This window comes from Butyrivibrio sp. TB, assembly GCF_900110805.1.
Classification (GTDB): Bacteria; Bacillota; Clostridia; order Lachnospirales; family Lachnospiraceae; genus Butyrivibrio; species Butyrivibrio fibrisolvens_C.
Window position 1 is genome coordinate 1 of record NZ_FOER01000010.1, and the last position, 24,176, is coordinate 24,176.

Consider the following 24,176-nt stretch of genomic DNA (forward strand, 5'->3'; position numbering starts at 1 on the left):
GAGCGATTACAAAATGATTCCGAATATAGCCATTGGTTCAATGAACTTGTGAAATGCCGCAAGGAAGCTAGTGAATGTGGTTTTAACATTGGTAGGCTTGAGGGAGTTATGTATCAGCTCCATATAAGGGAGATTGGCAGTATAGCCGATAATATGCCCCAGTAATTCCAAACATAAAAAGAGAGTTTCATGTATCATATGAAACTCTCTTTAATGTTTGATTATAAAGTTTAATTATATATAATCAATGCACACTCCGCTTAAAATATGGCTTAATTATAATTTATTATACTATTTACCTTATATTCTCCTTGGTTGGGGCTTTTCTTTTTCTCCGGTTTTTCTTTGACAATTTCCTTCGGAACATAATCATCAGGAGAAGTTGTATGTGTATAGATATGCTTTAATTCTATAGATGGCATATCAGACAGATCCCCTCCCTGGATCATGACCTGACGACGCAAAAAAGACAGAAAGCTCCATCCAAGAGGCGTTCCAAATACTTTGTTCTGTATAGATTTAGTATAGACTGTTTTAATATTGGCAAGACTGTTCAGTTTGACATGGGACTCCAGATACTCTATTTTTCTGGCATCGACTCTTGCTTTGTCTGCGTCTTCTTTGGTCTTAAACAAAAAACCGCCAACATCAAGTGCATCATCAGTCTCTACAGGATCATTCTTAGCAGGCTCAGTATTTTTATCTGGAATTATATTGTCTCGCAAATCTGTCATTGCAGCCTCCTGAAGATACACAATAACCCATTTTTCGCAAAATCATTATCCCCTCAGCAGCTAAATTTTTTGGGGGATATATTTCCATGTACAAATACAGGATGTATTTAGTACATGTATGGAAATACATGGATGTATTTCCATGTACTTCACTCTTCTATTTCGGCAGAAAATCCAATAATATCAAGATTTTATTTTGTTTTATCCAGGATTTGCTTCAAACATACAATAAAAGATCTTGTTATCTTAGTGTAATCAAGTCAATAAAACAAAAAAGATTTTATTGCCGGATCAAAGTCCAGACAATAAAATCCTTTTTATTTTTATAAATACTTATTTCAAATCTCCCACTTCGGCAGAGAAATATCCTCAAAGAAGCTTTTTAACTTGCTCTCATCCCTGATCACGAATAATCTGTCGGGAAATTACCAACAAATACACTTACACTTCGTGCTTTCAATATCCATCCCTCATCTGTCAGAGGTACAGGCCTATTATAAAAGAACTTGCCATCCGTAGCTCCTGTATTTATAGCAAGAGCCCAATATCCACCTCCGGGAAAACCGGGAAGTTTTATAGCTATATCTTCCCAGAAAACATTGATCGCAATATATACTACATCATCATGACCTTTTTCTCTGGAAAAACCTGCAAAACGGATACCAATCATTCTGCTATCCTTAGTTATATTACCATTATAAGGATCTTCTACATGGCAACTTACATAAGGAAGTCCGCATCTAGCAGGTTGTAAATCTTTCCTGATCGCAGGATGCCTTTTCCTAAATTGTATAGCATTTCTATAAAAATCATAGAAATCGTGGTTTTTATTCATAAGATCCCAGTTAAGCCAGGATATCTCATTGTCCTGACAATAAGCATTATTGTTACCAAACTGGGTATTGGCAAACTCATCACCGGCAAGCAGCATTGGTGTACCTCTGGAGCACATAAGGATCGTAATGGCATTGCGCATCATCCTAAAGCGCAGCTTTAAAATCTCTGGATCATCAGTCTCTCCTTCTTGGCCGCAGTTCCAGCTTCTGTTATCATCTGTTCCGTCAGTATTGTTCCATCCGTTAGCTTCATTATGCTTGCCATTATATGAATACAGATCATATAGAGGAAAACCATCATGACAGGTTATAAAATTGATCGATGAATTATAACCAACATACTCACCACCATAAAGGTCCATGGAACCTGTGATTCTCTTTATTGCTTCCGGCGCAGACCAGTACTCACCCTTAAGATATGAACGAATGTCGTCACGGTATTTGCCGTTCCATTCAGCCCATCTGTTCCATGTAGGAAAACTCCCTACCTGATACATTCCACCTGCATCCCAGGCTTCTGCAATTAGTTTACAGTTGCCAAGGATAGGATCATAAGCAAGTCTCTGAATAAGGGGTGGCCTGTCCATTGGAGTACCATCCTCATTTCTACCAAGAATGCTCGCAAGATCAAAGCGGAATCCATCCACTCTATAATCCTCAACCCAGTAGCGCAGGCAATTGACTATCATCTCCTGAACCAGTGGATTGTTACAGTTCACAGTATTGCCACACCCTGAGAAATTGTAATATTTGCCGTCAGGTGTCAGCATATAGTAGATATTATTATCAAAACCTTTAAAAGAAATAAAGGGACCGTTCTCATTACCTTCAGCTGTATGATTGAATACAACATCAAGGATTACTTCTATTCCATTATCCTTAAATTCCTTTATAAGATTTTTGAGTTCAAGACCTTCGTAATTGTACTCGCCAACAGAAGCATAAGCTGTATTTGGTGCAAAAAAGCTAACCGTGTTATATCCCCAGTAATCAAGCAAGGTCCGCCCGTTAACTTCTCTTTTATCCCTAGTCTCATCAAACTCGAAAATAGGCATCAGTTCTACTGCTGTTATTCCAAGGCGCTTAAGGTAAGGCACCTTCTCCTTAAGCCCTTCAAAAGTTCCGGGATACCTTACACCGGAAGACGGGTCTTTAGTGAACCCTCTAACATGAAGCTCGTATATGATAGAGTCTTCCATGGGAGTTTCAAGCTGCCTTGTAGCATTCCACTCAAAGTTATTCCTTACTATTCTGGCTCTGTATATGCCATTTCTATTATCATTCTGTCCCCAGATGCGTTGCCCGCTTACAGCCTTGGCATACGGATCCAGAAGCATATGCTTTTTATCAAAAAGAAGTCCTCTTGACGGATCCCAGGGACCATCAACAGAATATGCATATTCAATATTCTCTATATCCAGTCCGAATACGATCATTGAATATGTCTTACCGATTTTATAAGATTCAGGAAAAGGGATTGTTCCAAAAGGAGCAGAATCGCCTCTGTGGAATAACAATAATGTTATAGACTTGGCTCCTTTAGAATAGCATGTAAAATTAACACCATCAGGGATGACAGTGGCTCCGTTCATTTCATAATAACCAGGCCTGATACGAAAACCATTGATCTCATCAAGTGCCAGCATCTGGCGGTTTAGATCCATCTTTCTGAATTCTACACCGCGGTGCTCTCTGAGTACTTTTCTTTCTACTCTGCGTCTTCTGAACTCTTGCATAAAAAACCTTCCGCCTTTGTAAATGTTTTTAAACGCAAAACCTCATTTATAGTTTAACATAAAAAAACACCCCGGAAAACCAATTTGGTAAATCCGAGGTGTTATGTTTTTGGAATTATAAAAATATAGTAATAGTATACACTATATTCTCAACTAAAGCTCCTATTAAGCAGGATATGCTCCGTTCTTAGTATCAGCCTTAGCAAGATCTACTCCGCTCTTCTGAGCTTCACGATACTTGAAGAAGTCAGTAGCAACCTGAGGGAATAATGCGTATGAAAGAACATCTTCATCGCATGTAGCCCACTGCTTGCACTCTTCTCTGAACTTGTCCATCTGAGGCTCGATAAGATCTGCAGGACGGCATGTGATACGCTCTTCGTCGCCGATGCACTTCTTAACAACTTCAGGATCCATAGGCTTGATAGTCTGACCGTATTTACCTCTTACAAGGTCCTTGGTCTGCTCAGGAACGATCTTATATCTCTCGCCCATAAGGACGTTCATAACTGCCTGAGTACCAACGATCTGTGATGAAGGTGTAACGAGCGGTGGCTCACCAAGGTCTTTACGAACTCTCGGTACTTCTTCAAGAACTGCTTCAAGCTTATCAAGCTTGCCCTGATCAGAGAGCTGCTTAGTAAGGTTAGAAAGCATACCACCAGGTACCTGATACATAAGAGTCTTGATATTAACACCAAGAACCTTAGTAGACATAAGTCCTGACTCAAGGCACTCTTCTCTGTATGGACGGAAGTGATCAGCAATCTTAGAAAGGATCTTCTGATCATAACCTGTATCATATGGTGTTCCCTTAAGGGCTTCAACCATAACTTCTGTAGCAGGCTGTGATGTACCAAGAGCAAATGGGCTGATTGCACAGTCGATGATATCAACACCTGCTTCAATAGCCTTCATGTATGTCATGCTGGCTACACCAGATGTGTAGTGAGTGTGAAGCTCGATCGGGATCTTTGTACCGCTCTTAAGAGCACGTACAAGCTTATCTGCTTCGTAAGGAAGGAGAAGTCCTGCCATATCCTTGATACAGAGTGAATCAGCACCAAGTGACTCGATCTCACCAGCAATTCTCTTCCAGTATTCATCATCATAAGCGCCGCCAAGTGTGTAGGAAAGAGCAATCTGAGCTTTTCCGCCATACTTCTTGCAGGCCTTTACAGATGTCTCAAGGTTACGAAGGTCATTAAGACAGTCGAAGATACGGATGATATCAATACCGTTCTCGATTGACTTAGCAACGAAAGCTTCTACTACGTCATCAGCATAGTGGCTGTAACCAAGAAGGTTCTGACCACGAAGAAGCATCTGAAGAGGTGTATTTTTGAAGCCTTCTTTAAGTTTACGAAGTCTTACCCATGGATCCTCTTTTAGGAAACGCAGGCATGAATCAAATGTAGCACCACCCCAGCACTCTACTGCGGCATATCCTACTTTGTCCATTGTATCAACAATAGGAAGCATCTGCTCTATTGGCATTCTGGTAGCGATCAGAGACTGATGTGCATCACGAAGGACTGTCTCGGTGATCTTTACCGGTTTTCTTTCAATATCAGACATAGATTTTCTCCTTTATAAATTAGATTCCGAATATCGCCATAAATGTACCGGCAACAACTGCTGTTCCGATTACACCGGCAACGTTAGGTCCCATAGCATGCATTAGAAGAAAGTTGGTAGGATCTGTTTCAGCACCAACCTTCTGAGATACACGTGCAGCCATAGGAACGGCTGAAACACCGGCTGAACCGATAAGCGGATTGATGCTTCCACCACTGAAAAGATTCATCAGCTTACCGAACAGTACACCTGCGGCAGTACCTACAGCGAATGCTATAAGTCCGAGAGCTACGATCTTAAGTGTAGCAACATTAAGGAATGCTTCTGCACTTGTAGAAGCTCCAACTGATGTACCAAGAAGGATAACTACAATGTACATAAGTGCATTAGATGCTGTCTCCTGAAGCTGGTGTACTACACCACACTCACGGAAGAGGTTACCAAGCATCAGCATACCAATAAGTGGAGCTGTTGTAGGAAGGATCATGCAGACAACGACTGTAACAACAACAGGGAAGAGAATCTTCTCAAGCTGTGATACAGGACGAAGCTGAAGCATGCGAATCTTACGTTCCTTCTCAGTTGTGAAAAGCTTCATGATCGGAGGCTGGATGATCGGCACAAGTGACATGTACGAATATGCAGCAACTGCAATAGGTCCAAGAAGGCCTGTACATCCAAGCTTTGTAGCAAGGAAGATAGATGTAGGACCATCAGCACCACCGATGATGGAGATAGAAGCAGCTTCTGTTCCGGAGAATCCCATAAAGATAGCCATAAAGTAAGCTGAGAAAATACCGAACTGTGCTGCTGCACCAAGCAGGAATGACTTAGGGTTGGCAATAAGCGGACCAAAGTCAGTCATCGCACCTACACCCATGAATATGAGTGAAGGAAGGATTGACCATTCATCCAGCTTGTAGAAATATGTGAATAATCCACCGCCGCTTCCGTCTTCGGATATCTCGTGCATAATCTCAGGATAGATATTTACAAGAAGCATACCAAATGCGATTGGAACAAGAAGCAGAGGTTCAAAATCATGGGCTATAGCCAGATACAGAAATACGAAAGCTACGAGGATCATAACATAGTTGCCCCAGTAAAGTTTCTGGAAAGCTGTCTGAACCCATAGATTCGAAAATGTTTCAACGATTTTTTCCATTTTTGTTCCTCCAGTAGAATACGAAACTATTAGTTAAGTGTTGCAAGAACTGTTCCTGCCTCTACTGAATCACCTACTGCGCAGTCAATGCTTGCAACAGTTCCGTCTGAAGGAGCAACCATAGGAATCTCCATCTTCATAGACTCGATAGTAACAACAGCATCGCCCTTCTTAACAGCCTGTCCTACGTTAGCGTTAACCTTAACAACCTTTCCGGCTGCACCGGCTTCAACCTTGATTGAACCAGCACCAGCGGATGCCTTCTTAGCTGCAGGAGCTTTCTTAGGAGCTGCCTTTGGAGTTGCTGCAGGAGCTGCGCCGCCTGCACCTTCTTCTACTGTAACATCATATACGTTGCCATTTACGGTAATAGTATAGTTTTTCATGTTTATCCCTTCCTGCCGTATATTACGGCTTCGAATTTTATGTAAATCCTGTAATTTCTTATCTTATGCCCCAATAGGGACTAATTTATGCTCTTGCTCCAACACGTCTCTTTCTGATAGAGCGAACAACAAATCCATCACCGGATGCTGAAGTACTTCCCTCATAAGCTGCGATAGCTGCAGCAATTACAGCAACAAGCTCATCATCATCAGAAAGATCCTCTTCTTCTACAACCTCAGGAGCTGCTGCAGGCTTGTTTGCAGGAGCTGGAGCAGGCTGTTTCTTACCGATCTTTCCGATCATGGGGAAAAGAGAAATGATCAGACTGATAAGAATAAGTACTGCGAATGCAGTTCCCATTCCAAGCAGTGTGTTGATACCCGCATCAGCAAGCTTGTCAGCCATTGAAGTAGTTTCAGTTGCTTCAAGAGCTACAGGAAGATAAGATAAAGAACTTGTAAAAAATTCCATCATCATTTACCTCCTTATTTCGTTACATGCTTCTTTGCAGGTTTAGCTTCTCTCTTTGTAAAAAGCATTTCTAATGCACCGATAACATATTTTCTTGTATCTGCAGGCTCGATGATCTCGTCAACATAGCCTCTTCTTGCAGCGCTAACTGCACTGTTCTGAAGAGAAGCATACTCTTTGGCGATCTCATTAACTTCTTCTGCGCTCTTGCCATCACCGATGATCTTGGCAGCCATGTCTGCTTCCATAGTTCCGATCTGGGAATCAGGCCAGCATACATTTATATCAGCCTTAGAATTCATGATAACAAATGCACTTCCAAGAGCCTTGCCTGTAACAACGTTAACCTTCGGAACAGAAGCATTACCAAGTGCAGAAACAAGTGCTGCTGCATTCTTGGCAAGTCTTCTCTCCTCACATGTTGTTGCAAGGAAGCCCTTTACGTTAGTGAATGTAACGATAGGAAGATCGAATGCATCGCAGAAACGTACAAAATCAGCAGCCTTCTCAAGTCCGTTTGCTGTAAGAACTGCATCGAACTTCTCTTTTTCTTTACCATTTTCATCAAATACTACGCTACGGTTTGCAACAGCACCTACTGTAGCACCGTTAAGTTTGATGAATCCTGTAACCATCTCTTTAGCGTACTCTCTCTTTGTTTCAAAGAAAACGCCATTATCTGAAAGAATCGAAAGTGCAAGTGCAGGATCTGCAACTGCTCCGTCAAAATTCTCAAGTGATCTGTTAAGATCATCAGCACACTCTTCATAGAAGTCGCTGTCTTCGTTATTGGAAGGAAGAAGACTTACAAGCTGACGAATCTCGTTGTAGATTGTCTCTTCATCACCAGCTACATCTACGATTCCAGTCTTAGAGCTCTGGAAATCAGCAGCTGCTGTGTCACACTTCTCTTCATAATTGCCTTTAATGGAATTTGGAGAATTAACGAAAAGCTTTCCGTTCTTGCTCTCCATGAATGTAAAATCAGAAAGTGCCGGTACAAGTGCCAGACCACCACCACAGCCACCGAATACAGCTGTGATCTGAGGAACAACTCCTGAAGCCTCAACTTCTTTAGCGTAGATCTCGCCAAAAGCTGAAAGAGCATCTGTTGCCTCCTGAAGACGCATACCTGTAGAATCAATAAGACCAATTACAGGTGCTCCCATCTTGACTGCCATATCGTAGATACGTGCAATCTTCTTTGCATGCATTTCACCAACGGAACCGCCTAGTACACTTGCGTCCTGGCTGTATACATACACAAGGTTACCATCGATGACACCATATCCCGTAACAACACCATCGGATGGAGTCTCTGACTGTTTCAGACCGAAGTCAGTGCTCCTTGCTGTAACCATAGCACCAATTTCGACGAAACTGTTCTCATCGAGTAAAGCATTAATTCTTTGACTCGCCTGTGAAGTACTACTCATTTACTTACCTCCGTATAATATATGTTGACGTTAAAGCACTCGCAAGTAGAAACATATTGATTTGTTTGTGAAATGAAACCTCTTACATGTCCTAAAACTTGATAATGCCAAACTTTTCACAAATATTATTGTAACATAAACAAATCGGAAATAGTACTGTATTTATAAGGATTTTTATATAATAACGCTTAAAAAATTTAATTGTATACACAATTACATCTGTAATTGTGATATTGAAAGTATTCTTTTACTTTTTCCAATATCAAAATTACAGATTTTATATTAGCAAGCATGAAGATATGGTCAGATATCCAATTTGACATCTATCTCTTTTTCAGCCTCTTTCTTGAACTCTTCTGCATGATCTATATCAATTGAAGGCAGATCATCGACAGATCTTACTCCAAAAGATCTAAGGAACTGTTCTGTAGTTCCGAACAAGATAGGTCTTCCGGGAGCATCCATACGGCCAAGCTCCTTTACAAGCTCGAATTCTACAAGCCTGTTAACAGCATGATCTGAATTGACTCCGCGGATACGTTCTACTTCAGCTTTGGTAACAGGCTGCTTGTAAGCAATGATCGAAAGAGTCTCAAGAAGAGAATCCGTAAGAATATACTTCTTTGGTGAACTTGCAACCTTGATAAGCTGAGGATAAAAATCCTTCTTGGTGCTAAGCTGCAGTGAATCTTCCAGTTCCAGCAGATTTATTCCGCTGTCATTTTTTTTATATTTATCCTTAAGATACTCTATCTGTTCTTTTACTTCTTCTATACTTTCTTCAAGAGCATCTGCAAGCTTGGACACTTCAACAGAATCTCCCATTGTAAAAAGAATAGCCTCAATAGCTGCTGCTCCTTCTTTCTTTTTCATATCAGCTCTGCTCCTTTTCTAATTCCATGGCTGTCTTAACCGCCTCTTCCTCGTCCAACTCTTCACCAAACTTATTTGAAGTTATGGTTATATCCGCAAAAGTGTCATCCTGAGTCACAGTAACTTCTCCAAGTTTGATCTCTTCTAAGATTACAAGAAACGCAACAATGATCTCAGCCTTAGTTGCTTGTTCCTGCAAGAGTTTTCTAAAGCTGAAACTCTTATGTTTTCTGACATAAGCTTTAATAAAAAGAGTCTTCTCATCAATATCAACAGACTCTCGTTCAATTCGTCCGAACGTACTTCTAACAGGATCGATCTTATCTTCCTGCCTGCGAAGTAGTTCCTGGAATATCTCGTTTAGTTTCTGAAGATTGTTATCACCAACAAGCTCCGCGTAATCTATAGGAGGTTCATAAGACGTAACTTCTGAAGGAAGGTTCTGCTTACGATAAAAATACATATCGCCACCATCGAATCTCTGCGCCAGCTCTCCCGACAGATACTTGAACATCTTGTGCTCAAGGAGTTTTTCAACAAGTTCTGCTCTTGGATCCTCCTCTTCGCCTTCTTCATTGACTTCGCGAGGAAGCAGCATCTTGCACTTTATATCCATAAGTTCAGCCGCCATGACCAGAAATTCACTGGTAACATCCATGTCCTCTTTCTCCATAAGGCTAAGGTATTCAAGATACTGAGCTGTGATAGTGGAGATCGGAATATCATAAATCTCAACTTTATTTTTATCTATAAGATGAAGCAGAAGGTCCAAAGGTCCTTCAAATGCCTCAAGCTTAACTTCAAGTGACATTACTGTGCCTCCCCATTATCAGCTTCAAGGTCGATCACCACAAGTTCTCCGGGATTAAATACCCTGATAGGAATAGTATGTGTCCAAAGCCCTCTGGACAGAACCATGGTATGACCACCTATCTTAAACAATCCACCATCATATTTTGGAAAAAGAATAAGTGCCGGAGATATTACACCTCCAAGCAAAGGAAGTTTTATGATACCTCCGTGAATATGGCCTGACAAAACAAGGTCTGCTCCCCACTTTGCATATTTAGGAAAATACTGGGGATTGTGTACTATAAGAAGATTAAATCTATCTTCATCAGGTTTGCCTATCATGCTATCAAGATAATCATCCTTCATTCGGCGTATGATAACTTTCCTGAAATATTCATGAGGAAGCTCAAGACCTGTTATCCTGATACCATATTCATCAAGAAACATCTTATCATTGTTCAAAAGATTCACGCCAAAACTGCTCATATCATTGATATATGTATCATAAAATTGCCCAAATCCTTCATAATACCAGTTAAGCTCACTTTCGTGATTGCCATTTGCTGCATACACAGGATATCTGGATGCAAGCTCTCTGACAAGTCCCTTCTCTAAAGGCCATGTCTTACGAGGCGAAGAGCCTGTAAGAATGTCTCCTGAAAAGACAATGATATCAGGATTTAGTTCATCTATAGCTTTGATAAGGTTCTTGTTATCATCGCCATACTGCCAGCCGTGAATATCAGATAAATGGCATATTCGAAGACTTTTTTTAAGCTTAGAACTCTTTATGTTATATTTTCTTATAACAAATCTTTTTGAATTATATATACTGTTACAGATACCTATAACAGCGCAGACAATGATCAGTATGATCAGAATTTCCAATATTTTAATCAGCAAATTAAAACCCAACTTTCGTGAAATGTATTGCTACTATGAAATCTATTGCAAATATAAAACATAATTGCAATCATAAAGCTACCATGATAAAAGAAAAGCCCTTGATTTTATATAAAAAACCAAGGGCTGTATTTCTTTAGTTGTATTTACGCTTTCTAGCAGCTTCAGACTTCTTCTTACGCTTTACGCTAGGCTTCTCGTAATGTTCTCTCTTACGAATCTCCTGCTGGATACCAGCCTTAGCACAACTTCTCTTAAAACGACGAAGTGCGGAGTCAAGTGTTTCATTCTCTTTTACTATAACTGTTGACATATATTCTCTACCCTCCCTTCAGTCCCGTTACATTATTGAACTGATCGGGTTATTTACTTAAGTTAAATCAATTTAACTCACAGCATTTAGAATTATATACTGTTTTATTTCGATAGTCAAGGGGGTCTTTGACATCTTTTTTACTGGATCTGACCGGCAAGCACTTCAGCAGCCTTCTTGAGGGCATCTTCGATACCTGCAGGATTCTTACCACCAGCCTGAGCCATGTTAGGACGACCGCCACCGCCGCCTCCTACCATAGGAGCTATCTCTTTAACAAGATTGCCGGCATGTGCACCCTTCTTAACAGCTGAGTCAGAAGCCATTGTCATGATGCTGACCTTGCCACCATTATCACTCATAAGAACTACAACGCAGTCTCCAAGCTTCTCTTTAAGAGAATCTCCAAGTTCGCGAAGTCCGTTCATATCTACATCCTTAAGTGACTTAGCTACAAGCTTAAGACCCTTAACATCTACAGCATCATCAGCTGCATTACCAAGAGCTTCCTTGGCAGCGCTGCTCTTTAAGGACTCGTTCTCGCTCTTAACAGCTTTAAGTTCTTCCTGAAGCTTCTTGATGTGATCATACAAAGTATCAGGTGTAGCCTTGAGAAGAGCTGCTGCATCCTTGGCATTTTGCTCAAGCTCTTTGTAATACTCTGTTACATTGCTGCCTGTGATAGCTTCAATACGTCTAACGCCTGCAGCAACACCGGACTCAGAAAGGATCTTGAACTGGCCGATCTGTCTTGTATTTGATACATGTGTACCACCACAAAGCTCTATAGACCAGTCACCCATGTTAACAACTCTTACGTTGTCACCATACTTTTCTCCGAACAGAGCCATAGCACCTGACTTCTTAGCTTCTTCAAGAGTCATAACCTGTGTATTAACATCAAGTTCAGCTGCAATCTTCTCATTTACAAGCTCTTCAACCTTCTGGATCTCAGCAGGTGTCATTGCCTTAAAGTGAGAGAAGTCGAATCTTGTACGATCTGCATCCTGATATGATCCAGCCTGCTCTACATGTGTACCAAGCACCTCACGAAGTGCCTTCTGCATAAGGTGAGTTGCAGAATGATTACGGCATGTAGCCATACGACCATGCTTGCAAACCTTAAGTGTTACCTTATCTCCTGTCTTGAACATACCCTTAACAACGCGGCCTATCATAGCGATCTTAGATCCGGCAACATGCTCTGTACTCTCAACCTTGAATACAGCAACCGCCTTATCATTGCAACTATCGCAGCCAAGTGCATCATGCTCAGCGCTGTCAACATCAGCAGGATACAGGAAAATCTTACCATGATCTCCTACCTGACCACCCATTGTTCCATAGAAAGGTGTCTGGGAAGTAATGATCGCACCTGTCATTCCATCTGTAAGAGCATCAGCAACAGCATTCTCTGCATCTTCATCAGCAGCATGCAGCTCAGCCATAGCTACGATAGTAGAATCAGCTACAAGCTTATCATAGCCGATAAACTCTGAATTGATACTAGGATCAATATCTTCGTATACAGTTGCATCAGCGCCCATGTAGTTACTTACTTTACGAGCAGCTCTAGCTGTATCACGCTGATTCTTCATAGCCTTTTCGAATCCTTCTGCATCTACTAAGAATCCGTTCTCAGCAAGGATCTCTTCTGTAGAATCAAGAGGGAATCCGTATGTATCATATAATTTGAATGCATCTTCACCTGACAATGTATTCTTGCCGGCAGCCTTAAGCTCTTCCTGCATATTTGCAAGGATCTCAAGACCCTGTTCGAACGTCTTCTCGAATTTATCCTCTTCCTGACGGATAACATTAAGGATGAAGTCCTTCTTCTCCTCAAGCTCAGGATAACCATCCTTAGAACCTGCAATTACAGAAAGTGCAAGCTCAGGAAGGAATGAACCGCTTATTCCAAGCTTTCTTCCATGTCTTACAGCTCGGCGGATGATTCTTCTAAGAACATATCCTCTTCCTTCGTTGCTAGGCATGATACCGTCTGAGATCATGAAAGTAGTAGAACGGATATGGTCTGTTACGATACGAACAGATACATCGCTTTCTTCTGTTCCTTCTGCTTCATACTGTACGCCGCCTGCCATCTCGCAGATCTTATCACGAAGAGCTTTAATTGTATCTACATCAAAGATTGATCCAACATCCTGAACTGCAACAGCAAGTCTTTCAAGGCCCATACCTGTATCAATGTTCTTCTGTACAAGGTCTGTGTAGTTGCCATGTCCATCATTGTTGAACTGAGAGAATACAACGTTCCATACTTCCATGAAACGATCGCCTTCTCCGCCCAGTACATCCTCAGGACCTGTACCGTATTTCTCACCGCGATCATAGTAGATCTCTGTACAAGGACCGCAAGGGCCTGAACCATGCTCCCAGAAGTTATCTTCCTTACCAAGCTTTATGATACGCTCAGCAGGAATATGCATCTTATCAGTCCAAATCTTGAAAGCCTCATCATCATCCACATATACAGAAGGATACAGACGCTCTGCATCAAGACCTACAACCTCTGTAAGAAATTCCCATGCCCACGGAATAGCTTCTTCTTTGAAGTAGTCTCCAAAAGAGAAGTTACCAAGCATTTCAAAGAATGTACCGTGACGAGCTGTCTTACCAACATTCTCAAGGTCACCTGTACGGATACATTTCTGACAAGTAGTAACTCTACGCTTTGGCGGAACCTCCTGGCCTGTGAAGTAAGGCTTAAGTGGTGCCATACCTGAGTTAATGATAAGAAGTGAATTATCATTATGTGGTACAAGTGAAAAACTATTCATACGAAGATGCCCTTTGCTCTCAAAGAACTTAAGATACATCTCACGAAGTTCATTAACACTATATTTCTTCATGACTATTCCTTTCAAAAGGCTTTGTTTATACAAAGTCTCAATATATTATCTCAAAATAATATTTGCGTAAGATCCGCATCTATTGCAGATCTTACGTCAAATATCTTCAAATCCTGAATTTATCAAAAAGCAAACTTTTCTTCAAAGAACTTATCAAGCTCTGCGATAGGCCATCTTACATTGCCTTCAGAGTACTCGATCTGCTTCATGGTATCACGCTCACGAATTGTTACGCAGTGATCTTCTTCAGAATCAAAGTCATAAGCTATGCAGAAAGGAGTTCCGATCTCATCCTGTCTTCTGTATCTCTTACCGATAGATCCACGATCGTCATACTCGCAGTTCCACTTCTTGGAAAGCTGGTCAAATACCTTCTCAGCATTCTCTGAAAGCTTCTTGGAGATAGGAAGAACAGCGATCTTAACAGGAGCAAGAACAGGATGGAAGTGCATAACTGTTCTTACATCGCCGCCCTCAAGTTCCTCTTCATCATATGCTGCGCACAGGAATGCAAGAGCAACACGGTCTGCACCAAGTGAAGGCTCGATAACATAAGGGATATAACGCTCTTTTTTCTCTTCATCAAAATATGTAAGATCCTGAGCTGATGTTGTCTGGTGCTGACTAAGGTCATAATCAGTTCTGTCAGCGATACCCCAAAGTTCACCCCAGCCAAATGGGAACTTGAACTCGATATCTGTTGTTCCCTTTGAATAGAATGCAAGCTCTTCAGGGTCATGCTCACGAAGACGCATCTCATCTTCCTTCATACCAAGCTCAACAAGGAAGTCTCTGCAGAAATTCTTCCAATACTCATACCACTCAAGATCAGTTCCGGGCTCGCAGAAGAACTCAAGCTCCATCTGCTCGAACTCACGTGTTCTGAATGTGAAGTTACCAGGTGTGATCTCGTTACGGAAGCTCTTACCGATCTGACCGATACCAAAAGGAAGCTTCTTACGAGTTGTACGCTGTACATTCTTGAAGTTTACGAATATACCCTGTGCTGTCTCAGGACGAAGGTATACAGTATTCTTAGCATCCTCAGTTACACCCTGGAATGTCTTGAACATAAGGTTGAACTGACGGATATCAGTAAAGTTGTGCTTGCCACATGAAGGGCAAGGAACATTATTATCGTTAATGAAATCCATCATCTGCTGCTGGCTCCAGCCGTCAACTGATGACTCAAGTATGATATTGTTCTCAGCAGCAAAATCCTCAATGATCTTATCTGCTCTAAAACGCTCATGGCACTCCTTACAGTCCATCAAAGGATCAGAGAAGCCGGCAAGATGTCCTGATGCAACCCAAGTCTGAGGGTTCATAAGAATCGCGCAATCAACACCTACATTGTATTTGTTCTCCTGAACGAATTTCTTCCACCATGCCTTCTTGACATTATTTTTGAATTCAACACCAAGTGGACCGTAATCCCAAGTATTTGCAAGACCTCCGTAAATCTCAGAACCGGGGAAAATAAATCCTCTGCCCTTAGCCAGTGCAATTACTTTGTCCATTGTCTTCTCTTCTGCTTTCATTTCCTTAATCTCCTGTATCTTTATTCGTTAATCTGCTTTCAGTACAATATAACACAAATCGTCCTTAGTTGCAGATAAATCTACGTTTTTACTACCATTAAAAGAGCTCCCTTCAGGAGCATAAGCTATTTTGCCATAGGAATAGAATCCTATCTTCTCATTCATGACAATAACTGTCTGATCCTCTGAGATAAGCTTAACATCTATCTTCTGACCCTTAGAATCAACCAGTGTAGACGGAAGGCTGTATCCAAGTGCCTTCATATCTTTATAAGAGCCATAGAAAAAAGTAACCTGATTAAAATCCGCATAAGAAGCCGTATCCTTATATGTCATTGTGACACGTACATTCTTATCTTCAGTTACGGCATCCTGAAAAGTAATAAGATCCTTACCTTTGGTTGAATTGTACTCATTGACTTGACTTTCAATATCAGTTTTCAATTCACCCAGATCATAGTAAGGTGCCGAGAAATCCTCGACTATAGTACTTATTACCTGTCCGTCCTTGCCCACATATACGGCAGTGCTATCAGACTTAGTAACATCCATACTCTTACCGCATCCGGTCAGTGCAACTGCCATAAACACGGCTGCACAGATCATCTTACGTATATGAAGTTTATAACTATTATCCGCACAATTAACCATACTTAACCTCATGTCGCGATCATAGCGAGTTACTATTGGCTGAAATTGGTGGAGCTCGCGGCACCAATTCGCTATGCCTGCTGTCTTTCCTAATGATGAATAAACTCTAAAAGTCCGTAATATGGCCCTTAGCTCTTCTTTTATATATTCACAGCGCCAAAAATGCGCGCAGAATGCGCACTTATGTAATATATTCATGTGAATACATACATTACATGATTATAATAGAGCCATGACCTTTTTTCAACTTTTTTAAAGTTTAGTCATGGTCATATAAGTTCACGTTCCACGGTGCTTAATATTTCAAGGCTTTTGAGCTGCCTGTCAACAAAATGTTCCCGATACATCCTTGTTATATCTATCAGCTCTTTAAGTGCCTGATCGCTTAGTCTGAATGTAAAAAGACTTTTTAGATCAGAGCCGCTTATATGCTGCATTGCAAGCTTTACTGCATCGCTATAGCCTCTGTTTTCAGGAAATCCCGGATATTGACCATCAATAACAAGTGCCCGAAGTTCAAATATACATCTGACAAGCCTCTTATCAAAAGCATCTTTGGTAAGAGCAGTAAGTGAAAGATATAAAAGCTTTAATAGCTCAGTCTCATCGCTGTTTTCCGTCGCATAATAATCCGCCAGTTCCAGAAGATAAGTTCCATAGCAGGTATCTTCCAGATTCCGGCGGAAAGGTTCGAAATAATTGATGATATCTGTTTCAATTATACTGTAGGAACTTTTCCCTTCATATAGGGTGAAAGTTCCATAGCAAAAAGGTTCGACATTGCCGGAAAGCTTGCCTCCCGGCTTTCTTGCGCCTCTTGCAAAAGCACTGATCTTGCCACGCTCCATAGTAATGATCGTAACAGTAAAATCATATTCACCAACAGGCCTGTGCTTTATGACAATGCCGTTTACAGTAAGTCTGTTGTCCTGATCAAATGTCTCTTTCATCATAGCCAAAATGCTTCATCTGCGAACTGTCATCTCTCCAGTTCTTACGAACTTTAACCCACAGTTTCAAATTAACCTTGCACTGAGTCATATCTTCAATATCAACTCTGGCCTGGCTTCCAATCTTTTTGAGCATAGCACCGCCCTTACCTATGACTATTCCTTTATGAGAATCCCTTTCACAGATAATGGTAGCGTCTATATCCAGAAGCGGCAGGCCATCATCAGACAGATAGCCTTCTCTTTCTCTCATTCTCTCAATAGTAACGGCGATTCCATGTGGAACTTCATCCTGAAGGAGTCTAAGAGCCTTTTCACGGATTATCTCAGCTGCAATATCACGCTCAGGTTCCTCTGTTACAGTATCCTCATCATAAAGAGCAGGACCATATGGAAGATATTTGCATATAACATCCATAAGGGTATCGAGATTCTCTTTTTTCCTAGCTGAAACAGGAACTATATCAGAAAAGTTCAGCTCACTTTTGTAAGCATCTATGAACTTTGGCAACTGGTCTTTTTTGACTGTATCAATCTTATTGATAACAAGAACTACAGGCTGTTTGCATCTTTTGAGCTGCTTAATGATATATTTTTCACCTTGTCCTATGAAATCTGTCGGCTCTACAAGCCACAGGATCATATCAGCATCTTCCAGGGTCTTCTGAGCTATGTGAAGCATATAAGATCCAAGCTTATTCTTGGTCTCATGTATACCCGGCGTATCAACGAAGATCATCTGACAGCGATCATCCGTATATACTGTTTGAATACGTCCTCTGGTAGTCTGGGGCTTATTGGAGGTGATGGCTATCTTCTGGCCTATCATATTGTTCATAAGAGTGGACTTACCCACATTAGGACGCCCAACCAGTGCTATAAATCCTGTTTTAAAACTATTACTATCCATAAACACACTTTCCTGTTATCAGAGTTCTTCGACTTTGTCAAAAAGATCTCTGTGCTGATTAATCTTTTCACTTGTACCAACTACGCAGATACTGTTATCTTCTTCAAAAGCATCTACATAATCTGCAAGCTTCCTGATATCCTCTACAGTTACATCAAGTATCTGGTCACGATGCTCCTGAAGCTTATCAATATCTACATGGCACATGTAAGCCATAAGGCCGTAAGAGCCTTTTGCGCTAGGTGTCTTAGGTGTATCAAGCTCTCCTATCGCACCTATAACAAATCCTGTAAGTGTACGCTCATCTGCTTCATAATTCCTTACAAAATCAGAAACCTGACGGAACACATCAAGACTTCTCTTAAGATGAGGATCTCTATAAGTTACAAAATATGAGTCTCCATTGGGAGAAGCTCCGCCCATAACGCCGTATGCTCCGCCTTTTACACGGATATTGTTCCACAAAAAGTCATATCCCATCATAACCTGAAGGACACGAAGCGCTCCTGTATACTCAAGTCCGTTCTTTCTAAAGTTGCCCGCAAGCGCAGTATACTGAACCTGCCCCGGAGTCTTGAACGCATCATTACTCTTTACAGGTACAAATTCAAGTCGGCCCTTCTGACAATCCTGAGTATAAAGGTTATCAGCAAATTCAGCCACCTTCGCTTCTATCTGACCGTAGTTCTTCTTATCTGTAGTAAAGCTTACAAGAAGATTCTCTTTACGGAAAAGAGTCTTCATAAGCTCAGAAAGCTTTTCAACAAGCTCTTTGTGAGCAGCCTCATCATAATGCTTAGCATACTTTTGAACAAGGCGATATCCTGTTATACCGGACAGATTCTCAGAAACATTGCCTGCCTTAGAGAATCCCGCTGCAGCATGAAGAGCAGCAGCACGATGTCCTGCCGTCTGAAGATCTACTTCCATATGTGACATCTTCTCATCAAGGATCTCCTTCATACGCTTCATATCATCGATTTTTGAAGTCCTTATGATCTCAGTTGCAAGATCAAATGCATGATCTATATTTGAAGGAAGGACCTTGACTGCAATCTCAAAAGTTGTAGCGAATTTTGACAGATCACGTCTGTCAGAGTAAGTACCGATACTTGCTGTAAATCCGCCTGTTTTCATGTTGATCTCATTATAAAGATCTCCATAAGAATAATTCTTGGTATCTACAAGTCCAAGTACAGACTTAAGGATTCCTGAATATTTAAACAGTTCATAAGGAACATCTTCCATTCGAAATACGAAGTTAAGATAATCTATACCATTTGTAAAAATATCATGGAATAAGAGTATATTATCCCCAACCTTCTTTTCCTCATAGATGAAAGGCTCTACGTTTCTTCTAAGATCCTTTCTTGTAAGCATAGGAATCTTCTTGAGATTCTCTTCCAAGTCAGGAGCTTCCTGATATTCCTTAAGCTCGGCAGTTTCGCGAACGATTCTGTCTATATCTTCCTTAGTAAGGCTTTCCTTATACTTTTGAAGCTCTGCAGATTTTGCAGCTTCTTTTTCTTCATTAAGGCCCTTTACAGGATCCATGATAAACATACTCGAATGCGTATTATCAAGAAGATATTCCTGTATAAGTTTTTCGAAGTAATCGCCTTCTATCTCATCTCTAAGTGCCTTATAGGTATCTCCTGCTTCGATATGAATAAAAGGCTTCATGTCGTCATAGAGCCAGCTGTCAAGGACCTGAAGTCCATATAAAAGTCCCTTAGGGAATCTTCCAAAGTCCGCTTCTCTGTACTTAAACTCATCTACGTTGATGGCAGCTTCAAGAGCCTTCTTATCAAGGCCTTCCTTAACTGTCTTTTCAAGGCACTCAATGATTGTCTGTTTGAAAAGATCTGCCTGATCAGCATTTGCATTCTTGGCAATTACAGAGAAAAATGGCTGAAGTACACCATTTTCATATTCGCTGTAAACATCTTTACCAATACCCTTATCAATAAGAGCCTTTTTAAGAACAGCGCCGGGTGCAGAAACAAGACAATAATCAAGAACATCAAATGCCACATAGAGCTTTCTGTCAAGGCTTGTTCCGACAGACCAGTTCATAGTCAGATATGTATTATCTTTAAGATCATCTGTCTTAAGAATGGAATAGTCCTTGTGAACAACAGACTGCTTCTCAAAAGGCTTCTGCATCTTGATACTTGAATCAATATCAAGATGATCAAAATGTGACAGATAATTCTCGTCTATATAAGTAAGCTTCGATACCATATCCATATTTCCATACAGATAGATATAGCTGTTGGACGGATGATAATATCTTCTGTGAAAATCAAGATACTGCTCATATGTCAAAGAAGGAATAACGTCCGGATCACCGCCTGACTCAATATTATAAGTATTGTCAGGATAAAGAGAGTTCATGATACCCTTATCAAGAATATCATCCGGTGATGAATAAGCGCCCTTCATCTCGTTATATACAACGCCGTTGATTTTAAGATCATCATCAGCGCTTTCCATCTCATAGTGCCAACCTTCCTGCTTGAATATCTTATCTGTTTTATAAATATTGGGATAAAAAACAGCATCAAGATATACATGCATAAGATTCTGGAAGTCAGCATCATTGCAACTTGCTACAGGATATACAGTCTTATCCGGATATGTCATTGCATTAAGGAATGTATTAAGTGAACCCTTGGCAAGTTCGATAAAAGGATCCTTAACAGGAAAATCCCTTGATCCGCACAAAACTGTATGCTCAATGATATGCGCAACACCTGTAGAATCTGTCGGAGGTGTACGGAAACCTATATAGAAAACCTTGTTTTCATCATCATTTGGTAAAAGAACTACACGAGCCCCTGTCTTTTTATGCTTTAAGATATAACTATCTGTTCCAAGGTCATCTATTCTTCTATGCTCTAAGACCTCGTAAGCAGTCAATTCATTAACTGTCATAAATACTATAATTCCCTTCTTTTTGTTCTCATATCATTATCTCCTCCCAAAGGAAAAGACTATATTAACTAATCATTATCATTGATCATGTGGCGCTTAAGTTATTTCCAAAATATAATCAGATCAAAAACATATAAACCAATATACGCTCGATCAGAAAAGATCAAAATCATCTCCTGCAGAGACTTCAACATCAAATTCTCTGTTAGTGATGACTTTACGTCCAACTTTCAGTTTGCCTGAAGGATTGTGCATCTTGGACATAGTGCGTCGCCTTTCAAGAAGCTCCTGTTTTCCAAGCCTTGGAAGCTCATCTTCTTCTGTATCCATAGGAACCACCATTCCTTCCGGAACAAAACGTGTGATCTTCTCATCATCAAATGAAGGATCCAAAGTACCTTTCAGTGATAAATCCAGGTCATCTGGCTTGTTAGCATCTGCTACTTTAATATCTGTAGTATTGTCTAATAAATCAGCGCCATTTTCAAGTGCCTTAAGCGAATTGCGATCGTCTGACTGAATATCTTCAAGTTTCTGCCCTTTTACTATATTTTCTTTTTTCTGGTTATCCTCAGGTTCTCCTGCATTTTTATTCGAAGTATCTTTTTCAGTATCATCTATAGTATGTTCTTCTTCAGTTTTTTCTATAGACTGCTCATCTTCGGATTCTTCTGCAGTCTGTTTGATTTCCGATTTCTCTTTAGCCTGCTCGTCTTCAGATTTGCCTACAGTCTGCTTATCTTCAGATCTTTCTATGGACTGCTCATCTTCGGATTTTTCTTCAGTCTGTTTGATTTCCGATTTCTCTTTAGCCTGCTCGTCTTCAGATTTGCCTACAGTCTGCTTATCTTCAGATCTTTCTGTGGACTTCTCAACTTCAGATTTTTCTTCAGTTTGCTGATCTTCAGATTTCTCTTCGTCGCCCTCAGCTTTGAGTGAATCATCCGCGCCTTCATCTAAAGGCTCGAACACAACCACATCTTCTTTATTTTCAGATGCATCATCAAAATCATCATTACCAAACAACAGTTCAAAATCAGAAGTATCATACGAAGTAAACATGCAGGCAAGTCCTCCTCCGATCACTATAATGCACATAAGTGTCATCATTCTGAGTGTATTAACGCCAGTCTCCCCCATCACAGGAGATACAATGCATACCAATAGTGCCGGAAGCATAACAGGCGCAAGACGTGTAGTCTTTTTATGGAAAAGAAAAGCAAATGACGAACAAAGCATGATTATAGCAAGTATAAGATACAAAGCTGCATAAACCGACGAGCTCGATTCGCCAATAACTTCAAAACTCTCTATCGAAAGAACATCTGCAAAATACTTGGAAGACCATCTGTAAAGTGCAGGTCCTATAACATCATATCCGTCCCACACTATCAAAGTCAGCATAAAGCCACAAACAGCTCCGGGGATAATACATGCAAAGCTCTTAAGCACCTCTTTTATCTTCTTAAATACAAAAAGAAGAAGCAGCATAGGGCTCCAGAACAGGATGGTTCCGGCATCTATATAGAATAATGCACCAAGTCCGATTCCAAGTAAAAAATATAGTAAAAACCTGATTGCAGACTGACTTTTCTTTGCTCTTGTCATGTTTTTAAAATATATTGCCAAAAAGATAAGCTCAAGAGCAACGAAAATCTCAAAGAAAGAAGCTGCATCAAGTATATGAACCGTGATAAATGGCGGAAGGAACATAAGAAGAGACAGGACAATTATAGACGCAACCCGTCCGGTCATTATCCTCACTGACACACCTATAAGGATAAAAAAGATCATCCTTACAACTATCTGATATACTATGGCTGCTATCACGATATCTCCTGTGAAATACAGCACCGTTCTCATGATGACCAGATAAAAAAGCTTCCAGATAGAATCAGCTGTGATGATCCCTCCTTTTGTAACAGAAGCCGTTTCAAACAGCATTATGCCTGTCTTTATGTAAACTCCATCGTTATAGAGAATAACGCTTCTAAGAACTATCCCTCCAATAAGGACAAGTGCAAATAATATCAAGTAAATAAGATTAGAATTTAATTTTTTCCCCTGCATAAAGTAAACCGAAAGTCTGTCAATTAAAAAGGATACAACAAGACACGTGCCTGTCACCAGGGCTGTGAACAGCCCGGTAAAAAGCATCGTTTCAGTTGTATCCGAAGTAGGAAAGAGACCGGAATATAACCCAAATACAGCAATCAGTAATACATTAAATGTAGCAAATAAAGCCCAGATAACATACGAAGATACATCCTTCTTCAGTATCATTTCCGATCCCCCATTTTTTGAATTTTAAGTCCCTAAACCCTTATTAAAGTAATCAGTCCTCGTCTGGCTCATCCCAGTTGTGATATACGTTCTGTACATCATCATCTTCATCAAGCATGTCAAGAATTCTTCTAAGGCACTTAACGTTCTCCTCATCTGTAACCTGAACATAGTTCTGAGGAATCATAGTAACCTCTGCAGAAACAGTCTCAACCTTAGCATTGTTAAGAGCTTCAACTACAGCCTGGAATGCATCAGGAGCTGTAAGGATCTCATAAGAATCCTCTTCTTCCTTGAAATCATCAGCGCCGGCATCAAGTACTGCCATCATAAGGTCATCAGCTGACATTGCGCACTCTTCCTTATCAATGATGATCTGACCCTTCTTATCGAACATGAAAGATACGCAACCAGGTGTTCCCATAGAACCCTTACCCTTTGTGAATGCACTCTTTACATTAGCAGCTGTACGGTTTGTATTATCTGTAAGAGTCTCAACTATGATAGCTGTTCCGCCAGGACCATATCCTTCATAAGTGAACGCCTTATAATCAACGCCTCCGTTCTCACCGGAAGCCTTCTTGATACCTCTTTCGATTGTATCGTTAGGAACGTTGTTGGCCTTAGCCTTTGCGATTACTGTAGCAAGTTTGAAGTTGTTAGACGGATCCGGACCGCCTTCCTTAACAGCAACTGCAATCTCACGTCCGATAACTGTGAAGATCTTACCCTTAGCAGCGTCGTTCTTCTCTTTCTTATGCTTGATGTTTGCAAATTTTGAATGTCCTGACATCTTTATAACCTTTC

Annotated in this window: 19 protein-coding genes; all 19 read right to left on the bottom strand. The window is 40.6% G+C overall.

Going from position 1 to position 24,176, the window contains the following annotated elements:
• Window positions 1-272 precede the first annotated feature (272 nt).
• Window positions 273-734, bottom strand: a complete 462-nt coding sequence (locus BMX21_RS08135) for a hypothetical protein (RefSeq protein WP_092043207.1) — start codon at window positions 732-734, stop codon at window positions 273-275.
• A gap of 403 nt (window positions 735-1,137) precedes the next feature.
• Complete coding sequence (locus BMX21_RS08140; protein WP_242952901.1) at window positions 1,138-3,234, bottom strand: glycogen debranching protein; 2,097 nt, start codon at window positions 3,232-3,234, stop codon at window positions 1,138-1,140.
• 237 nt (window positions 3,235-3,471) lie between these two features.
• Entirely contained in the window at window positions 3,472-4,884 is a 1,413-nt protein-coding gene (locus tag BMX21_RS08145) for an oxaloacetate decarboxylase subunit alpha (RefSeq protein WP_092043212.1), read from the bottom strand.
• A 19-nt stretch (window positions 4,885-4,903) separates the two neighbouring features.
• On the bottom strand, window positions 4,904-6,049 hold the full coding sequence (locus BMX21_RS08150) for a sodium ion-translocating decarboxylase subunit beta (RefSeq protein WP_092043214.1): 1,146 nt from the start codon (window positions 6,047-6,049) through the stop codon (window positions 4,904-4,906).
• A 29-nt stretch (window positions 6,050-6,078) separates the two neighbouring features.
• Window positions 6,079-6,435 carry an acyl-CoA carboxylase biotin carboxyl carrier protein subunit gene (locus BMX21_RS08155; RefSeq protein WP_092043217.1) on the bottom strand — a complete coding sequence of 119 codons (357 nt, stop codon included), beginning with the start codon at window positions 6,433-6,435 and terminating at the stop codon, window positions 6,079-6,081.
• A gap of 85 nt (window positions 6,436-6,520) precedes the next feature.
• Window positions 6,521-6,910 (bottom strand): OadG family transporter subunit, encoded by a 390-nt coding sequence (locus BMX21_RS08160; protein WP_330390175.1) that lies wholly within the window; start codon window positions 6,908-6,910, stop codon window positions 6,521-6,523.
• A gap of 11 nt (window positions 6,911-6,921) precedes the next feature.
• The gene (locus BMX21_RS08165; protein WP_092043222.1) at window positions 6,922-8,343 is read right to left on the bottom strand and encodes an acyl-CoA carboxylase subunit beta; all 1,422 of its coding nucleotides are present in this window, start codon (window positions 8,341-8,343) and stop codon (window positions 6,922-6,924) included.
• Window positions 8,344-8,646: 303 nt separating this feature from the next.
• Window positions 8,647-9,216, bottom strand: coding sequence for an SMC-Scp complex subunit ScpB (gene scpB, locus BMX21_RS08170; protein ID WP_022755616.1), 570 nt, complete (start codon window positions 9,214-9,216; stop codon window positions 8,647-8,649).
• Between the two features lies 1 nt (window position 9,217).
• Complete coding sequence (locus BMX21_RS08175) at window positions 9,218-10,027, bottom strand: segregation and condensation protein A (protein ID WP_022755617.1); 810 nt, start codon at window positions 10,025-10,027, stop codon at window positions 9,218-9,220.
• Complete coding sequence (locus tag BMX21_RS08180) at window positions 10,027-10,911, bottom strand: metallophosphoesterase (RefSeq protein WP_177173973.1); 885 nt, start codon at window positions 10,909-10,911, stop codon at window positions 10,027-10,029. Before BMX21_RS08180 ends, BMX21_RS08175 begins: the two co-directional genes overlap by 1 nt.
• 136 nt (window positions 10,912-11,047) lie before the next feature.
• Window positions 11,048-11,224, bottom strand: a complete 177-nt coding sequence (gene rpsU, locus BMX21_RS08185) for a 30S ribosomal protein S21 (protein ID WP_022755619.1) — start codon at window positions 11,222-11,224, stop codon at window positions 11,048-11,050.
• Window positions 11,225-11,364: 140 nt separating this feature from the next.
• Window positions 11,365-14,097: an alanine--tRNA ligase gene (alaS, locus tag BMX21_RS08190; protein WP_092043227.1), complete on the bottom strand. Its 2,733-nt coding sequence runs from the start codon at window positions 14,095-14,097 to the stop codon at window positions 11,365-11,367.
• 122 nt (window positions 14,098-14,219) lie between these two features.
• Entirely contained in the window at window positions 14,220-15,638 is a 1,419-nt protein-coding gene (locus tag BMX21_RS08195) for a glycine--tRNA ligase (protein WP_034489244.1), read from the bottom strand.
• 27 nt (window positions 15,639-15,665) lie between these two features.
• Window positions 15,666-16,289 (bottom strand): hypothetical protein, encoded by a 624-nt coding sequence (locus BMX21_RS08200; protein WP_022758741.1) that lies wholly within the window; start codon window positions 16,287-16,289, stop codon window positions 15,666-15,668.
• Window positions 16,290-16,558: 269 nt separating this feature from the next.
• The gene (gene recO, locus BMX21_RS08205; protein ID WP_242952897.1) at window positions 16,559-17,242 is read right to left on the bottom strand and encodes a DNA repair protein RecO; all 684 of its coding nucleotides are present in this window, start codon (window positions 17,240-17,242) and stop codon (window positions 16,559-16,561) included.
• A complete protein-coding gene (gene era / locus BMX21_RS08210; RefSeq protein ID WP_022755624.1) occupies window positions 17,223-18,149 on the bottom strand; it encodes a GTPase Era in 927 nt (308 codons plus the stop codon). Before era ends, recO begins: the two co-directional genes overlap by 20 nt.
• A gap of 18 nt (window positions 18,150-18,167) precedes the next feature.
• Complete coding sequence (locus tag BMX21_RS08215) at window positions 18,168-21,086, bottom strand: insulinase family protein (RefSeq protein ID WP_027203461.1); 2,919 nt, start codon at window positions 21,084-21,086, stop codon at window positions 18,168-18,170.
• Between the two features lie 153 nt (window positions 21,087-21,239).
• A complete protein-coding gene (locus tag BMX21_RS08220; RefSeq protein WP_092043232.1) occupies window positions 21,240-23,369 on the bottom strand; it encodes a hypothetical protein in 2,130 nt (709 codons plus the stop codon).
• Between the two features lie 52 nt (window positions 23,370-23,421).
• Window positions 23,422-24,162: a YebC/PmpR family DNA-binding transcriptional regulator gene (locus BMX21_RS08225; RefSeq protein ID WP_022752965.1), complete on the bottom strand. Its 741-nt coding sequence runs from the start codon at window positions 24,160-24,162 to the stop codon at window positions 23,422-23,424.
• Window positions 24,163-24,176: the final 14 nt, after the last annotated feature.

Bases quoted from the DNA above. Each gene is read 5' to 3' on its own strand.
- era (WP_022755624.1), bottom strand. From the start codon at position 18,149: ATGGATAGTAATAGTTTTAAAACAGGATTTATAGCACTGGTTGGGCGT.
- BMX21_RS08165 (WP_092043222.1), bottom strand. From the start codon at position 8,343: ATGAGTAGTACTTCACAGGCGAGTCAAAGAATTAATGCTTTACTCGAT.
- BMX21_RS08200 (WP_022758741.1), bottom strand. From the start codon at position 16,289: ATGGTTAATTGTGCGGATAATAGTTATAAACTTCATATACGTAAGATG.
- BMX21_RS08195 (WP_034489244.1), bottom strand. From the start codon at position 15,638: ATGAAAGCAGAAGAGAAGACAATGGACAAAGTAATTGCACTGGCTAAG.
- scpB (WP_022755616.1), bottom strand. From the start codon at position 9,216: ATGAAAAAGAAAGAAGGAGCAGCAGCTATTGAGGCTATTCTTTTTACA.
- BMX21_RS08225 (WP_022752965.1), bottom strand. From the start codon at position 24,162: ATGTCAGGACATTCAAAATTTGCAAACATCAAGCATAAGAAAGAGAAG.
- BMX21_RS08175 (WP_022755617.1), bottom strand. From the start codon at position 10,027: ATGTCACTTGAAGTTAAGCTTGAGGCATTTGAAGGACCTTTGGACCTT.
- BMX21_RS08150 (WP_092043214.1), bottom strand. From the start codon at position 6,049: ATGGAAAAAATCGTTGAAACATTTTCGAATCTATGGGTTCAGACAGCT.
- recO (WP_242952897.1), bottom strand. From the start codon at position 17,242: ATGATGAAAGAGACATTTGATCAGGACAACAGACTTACTGTAAACGGC.
- BMX21_RS08135 (WP_092043207.1), bottom strand. From the start codon at position 734: ATGACAGATTTGCGAGACAATATAATTCCAGATAAAAATACTGAGCCT.
- BMX21_RS08220 (WP_092043232.1), bottom strand. From the start codon at position 23,369: ATGATACTGAAGAAGGATGTATCTTCGTATGTTATCTGGGCTTTATTT.
- BMX21_RS08215 (WP_027203461.1), bottom strand. From the start codon at position 21,086: ATGACAGTTAATGAATTGACTGCTTACGAGGTCTTAGAGCATAGAAGA.
- rpsU (WP_022755619.1), bottom strand. From the start codon at position 11,224: ATGTCAACAGTTATAGTAAAAGAGAATGAAACACTTGACTCCGCACTT.
- alaS (WP_092043227.1), bottom strand. From the start codon at position 14,097: ATGAAGAAATATAGTGTTAATGAACTTCGTGAGATGTATCTTAAGTTC.
- BMX21_RS08140 (WP_242952901.1), bottom strand. From the start codon at position 3,234: ATGGATCTAAACCGCCAGATGCTGGCACTTGATGAGATCAATGGTTTT.
- BMX21_RS08155 (WP_092043217.1), bottom strand. From the start codon at position 6,435: ATGAAAAACTATACTATTACCGTAAATGGCAACGTATATGATGTTACA.
- BMX21_RS08160 (WP_330390175.1), bottom strand. From the start codon at position 6,910: ATGATGGAATTTTTTACAAGTTCTTTATCTTATCTTCCTGTAGCTCTT.
- BMX21_RS08145 (WP_092043212.1), bottom strand. From the start codon at position 4,884: ATGTCTGATATTGAAAGAAAACCGGTAAAGATCACCGAGACAGTCCTT.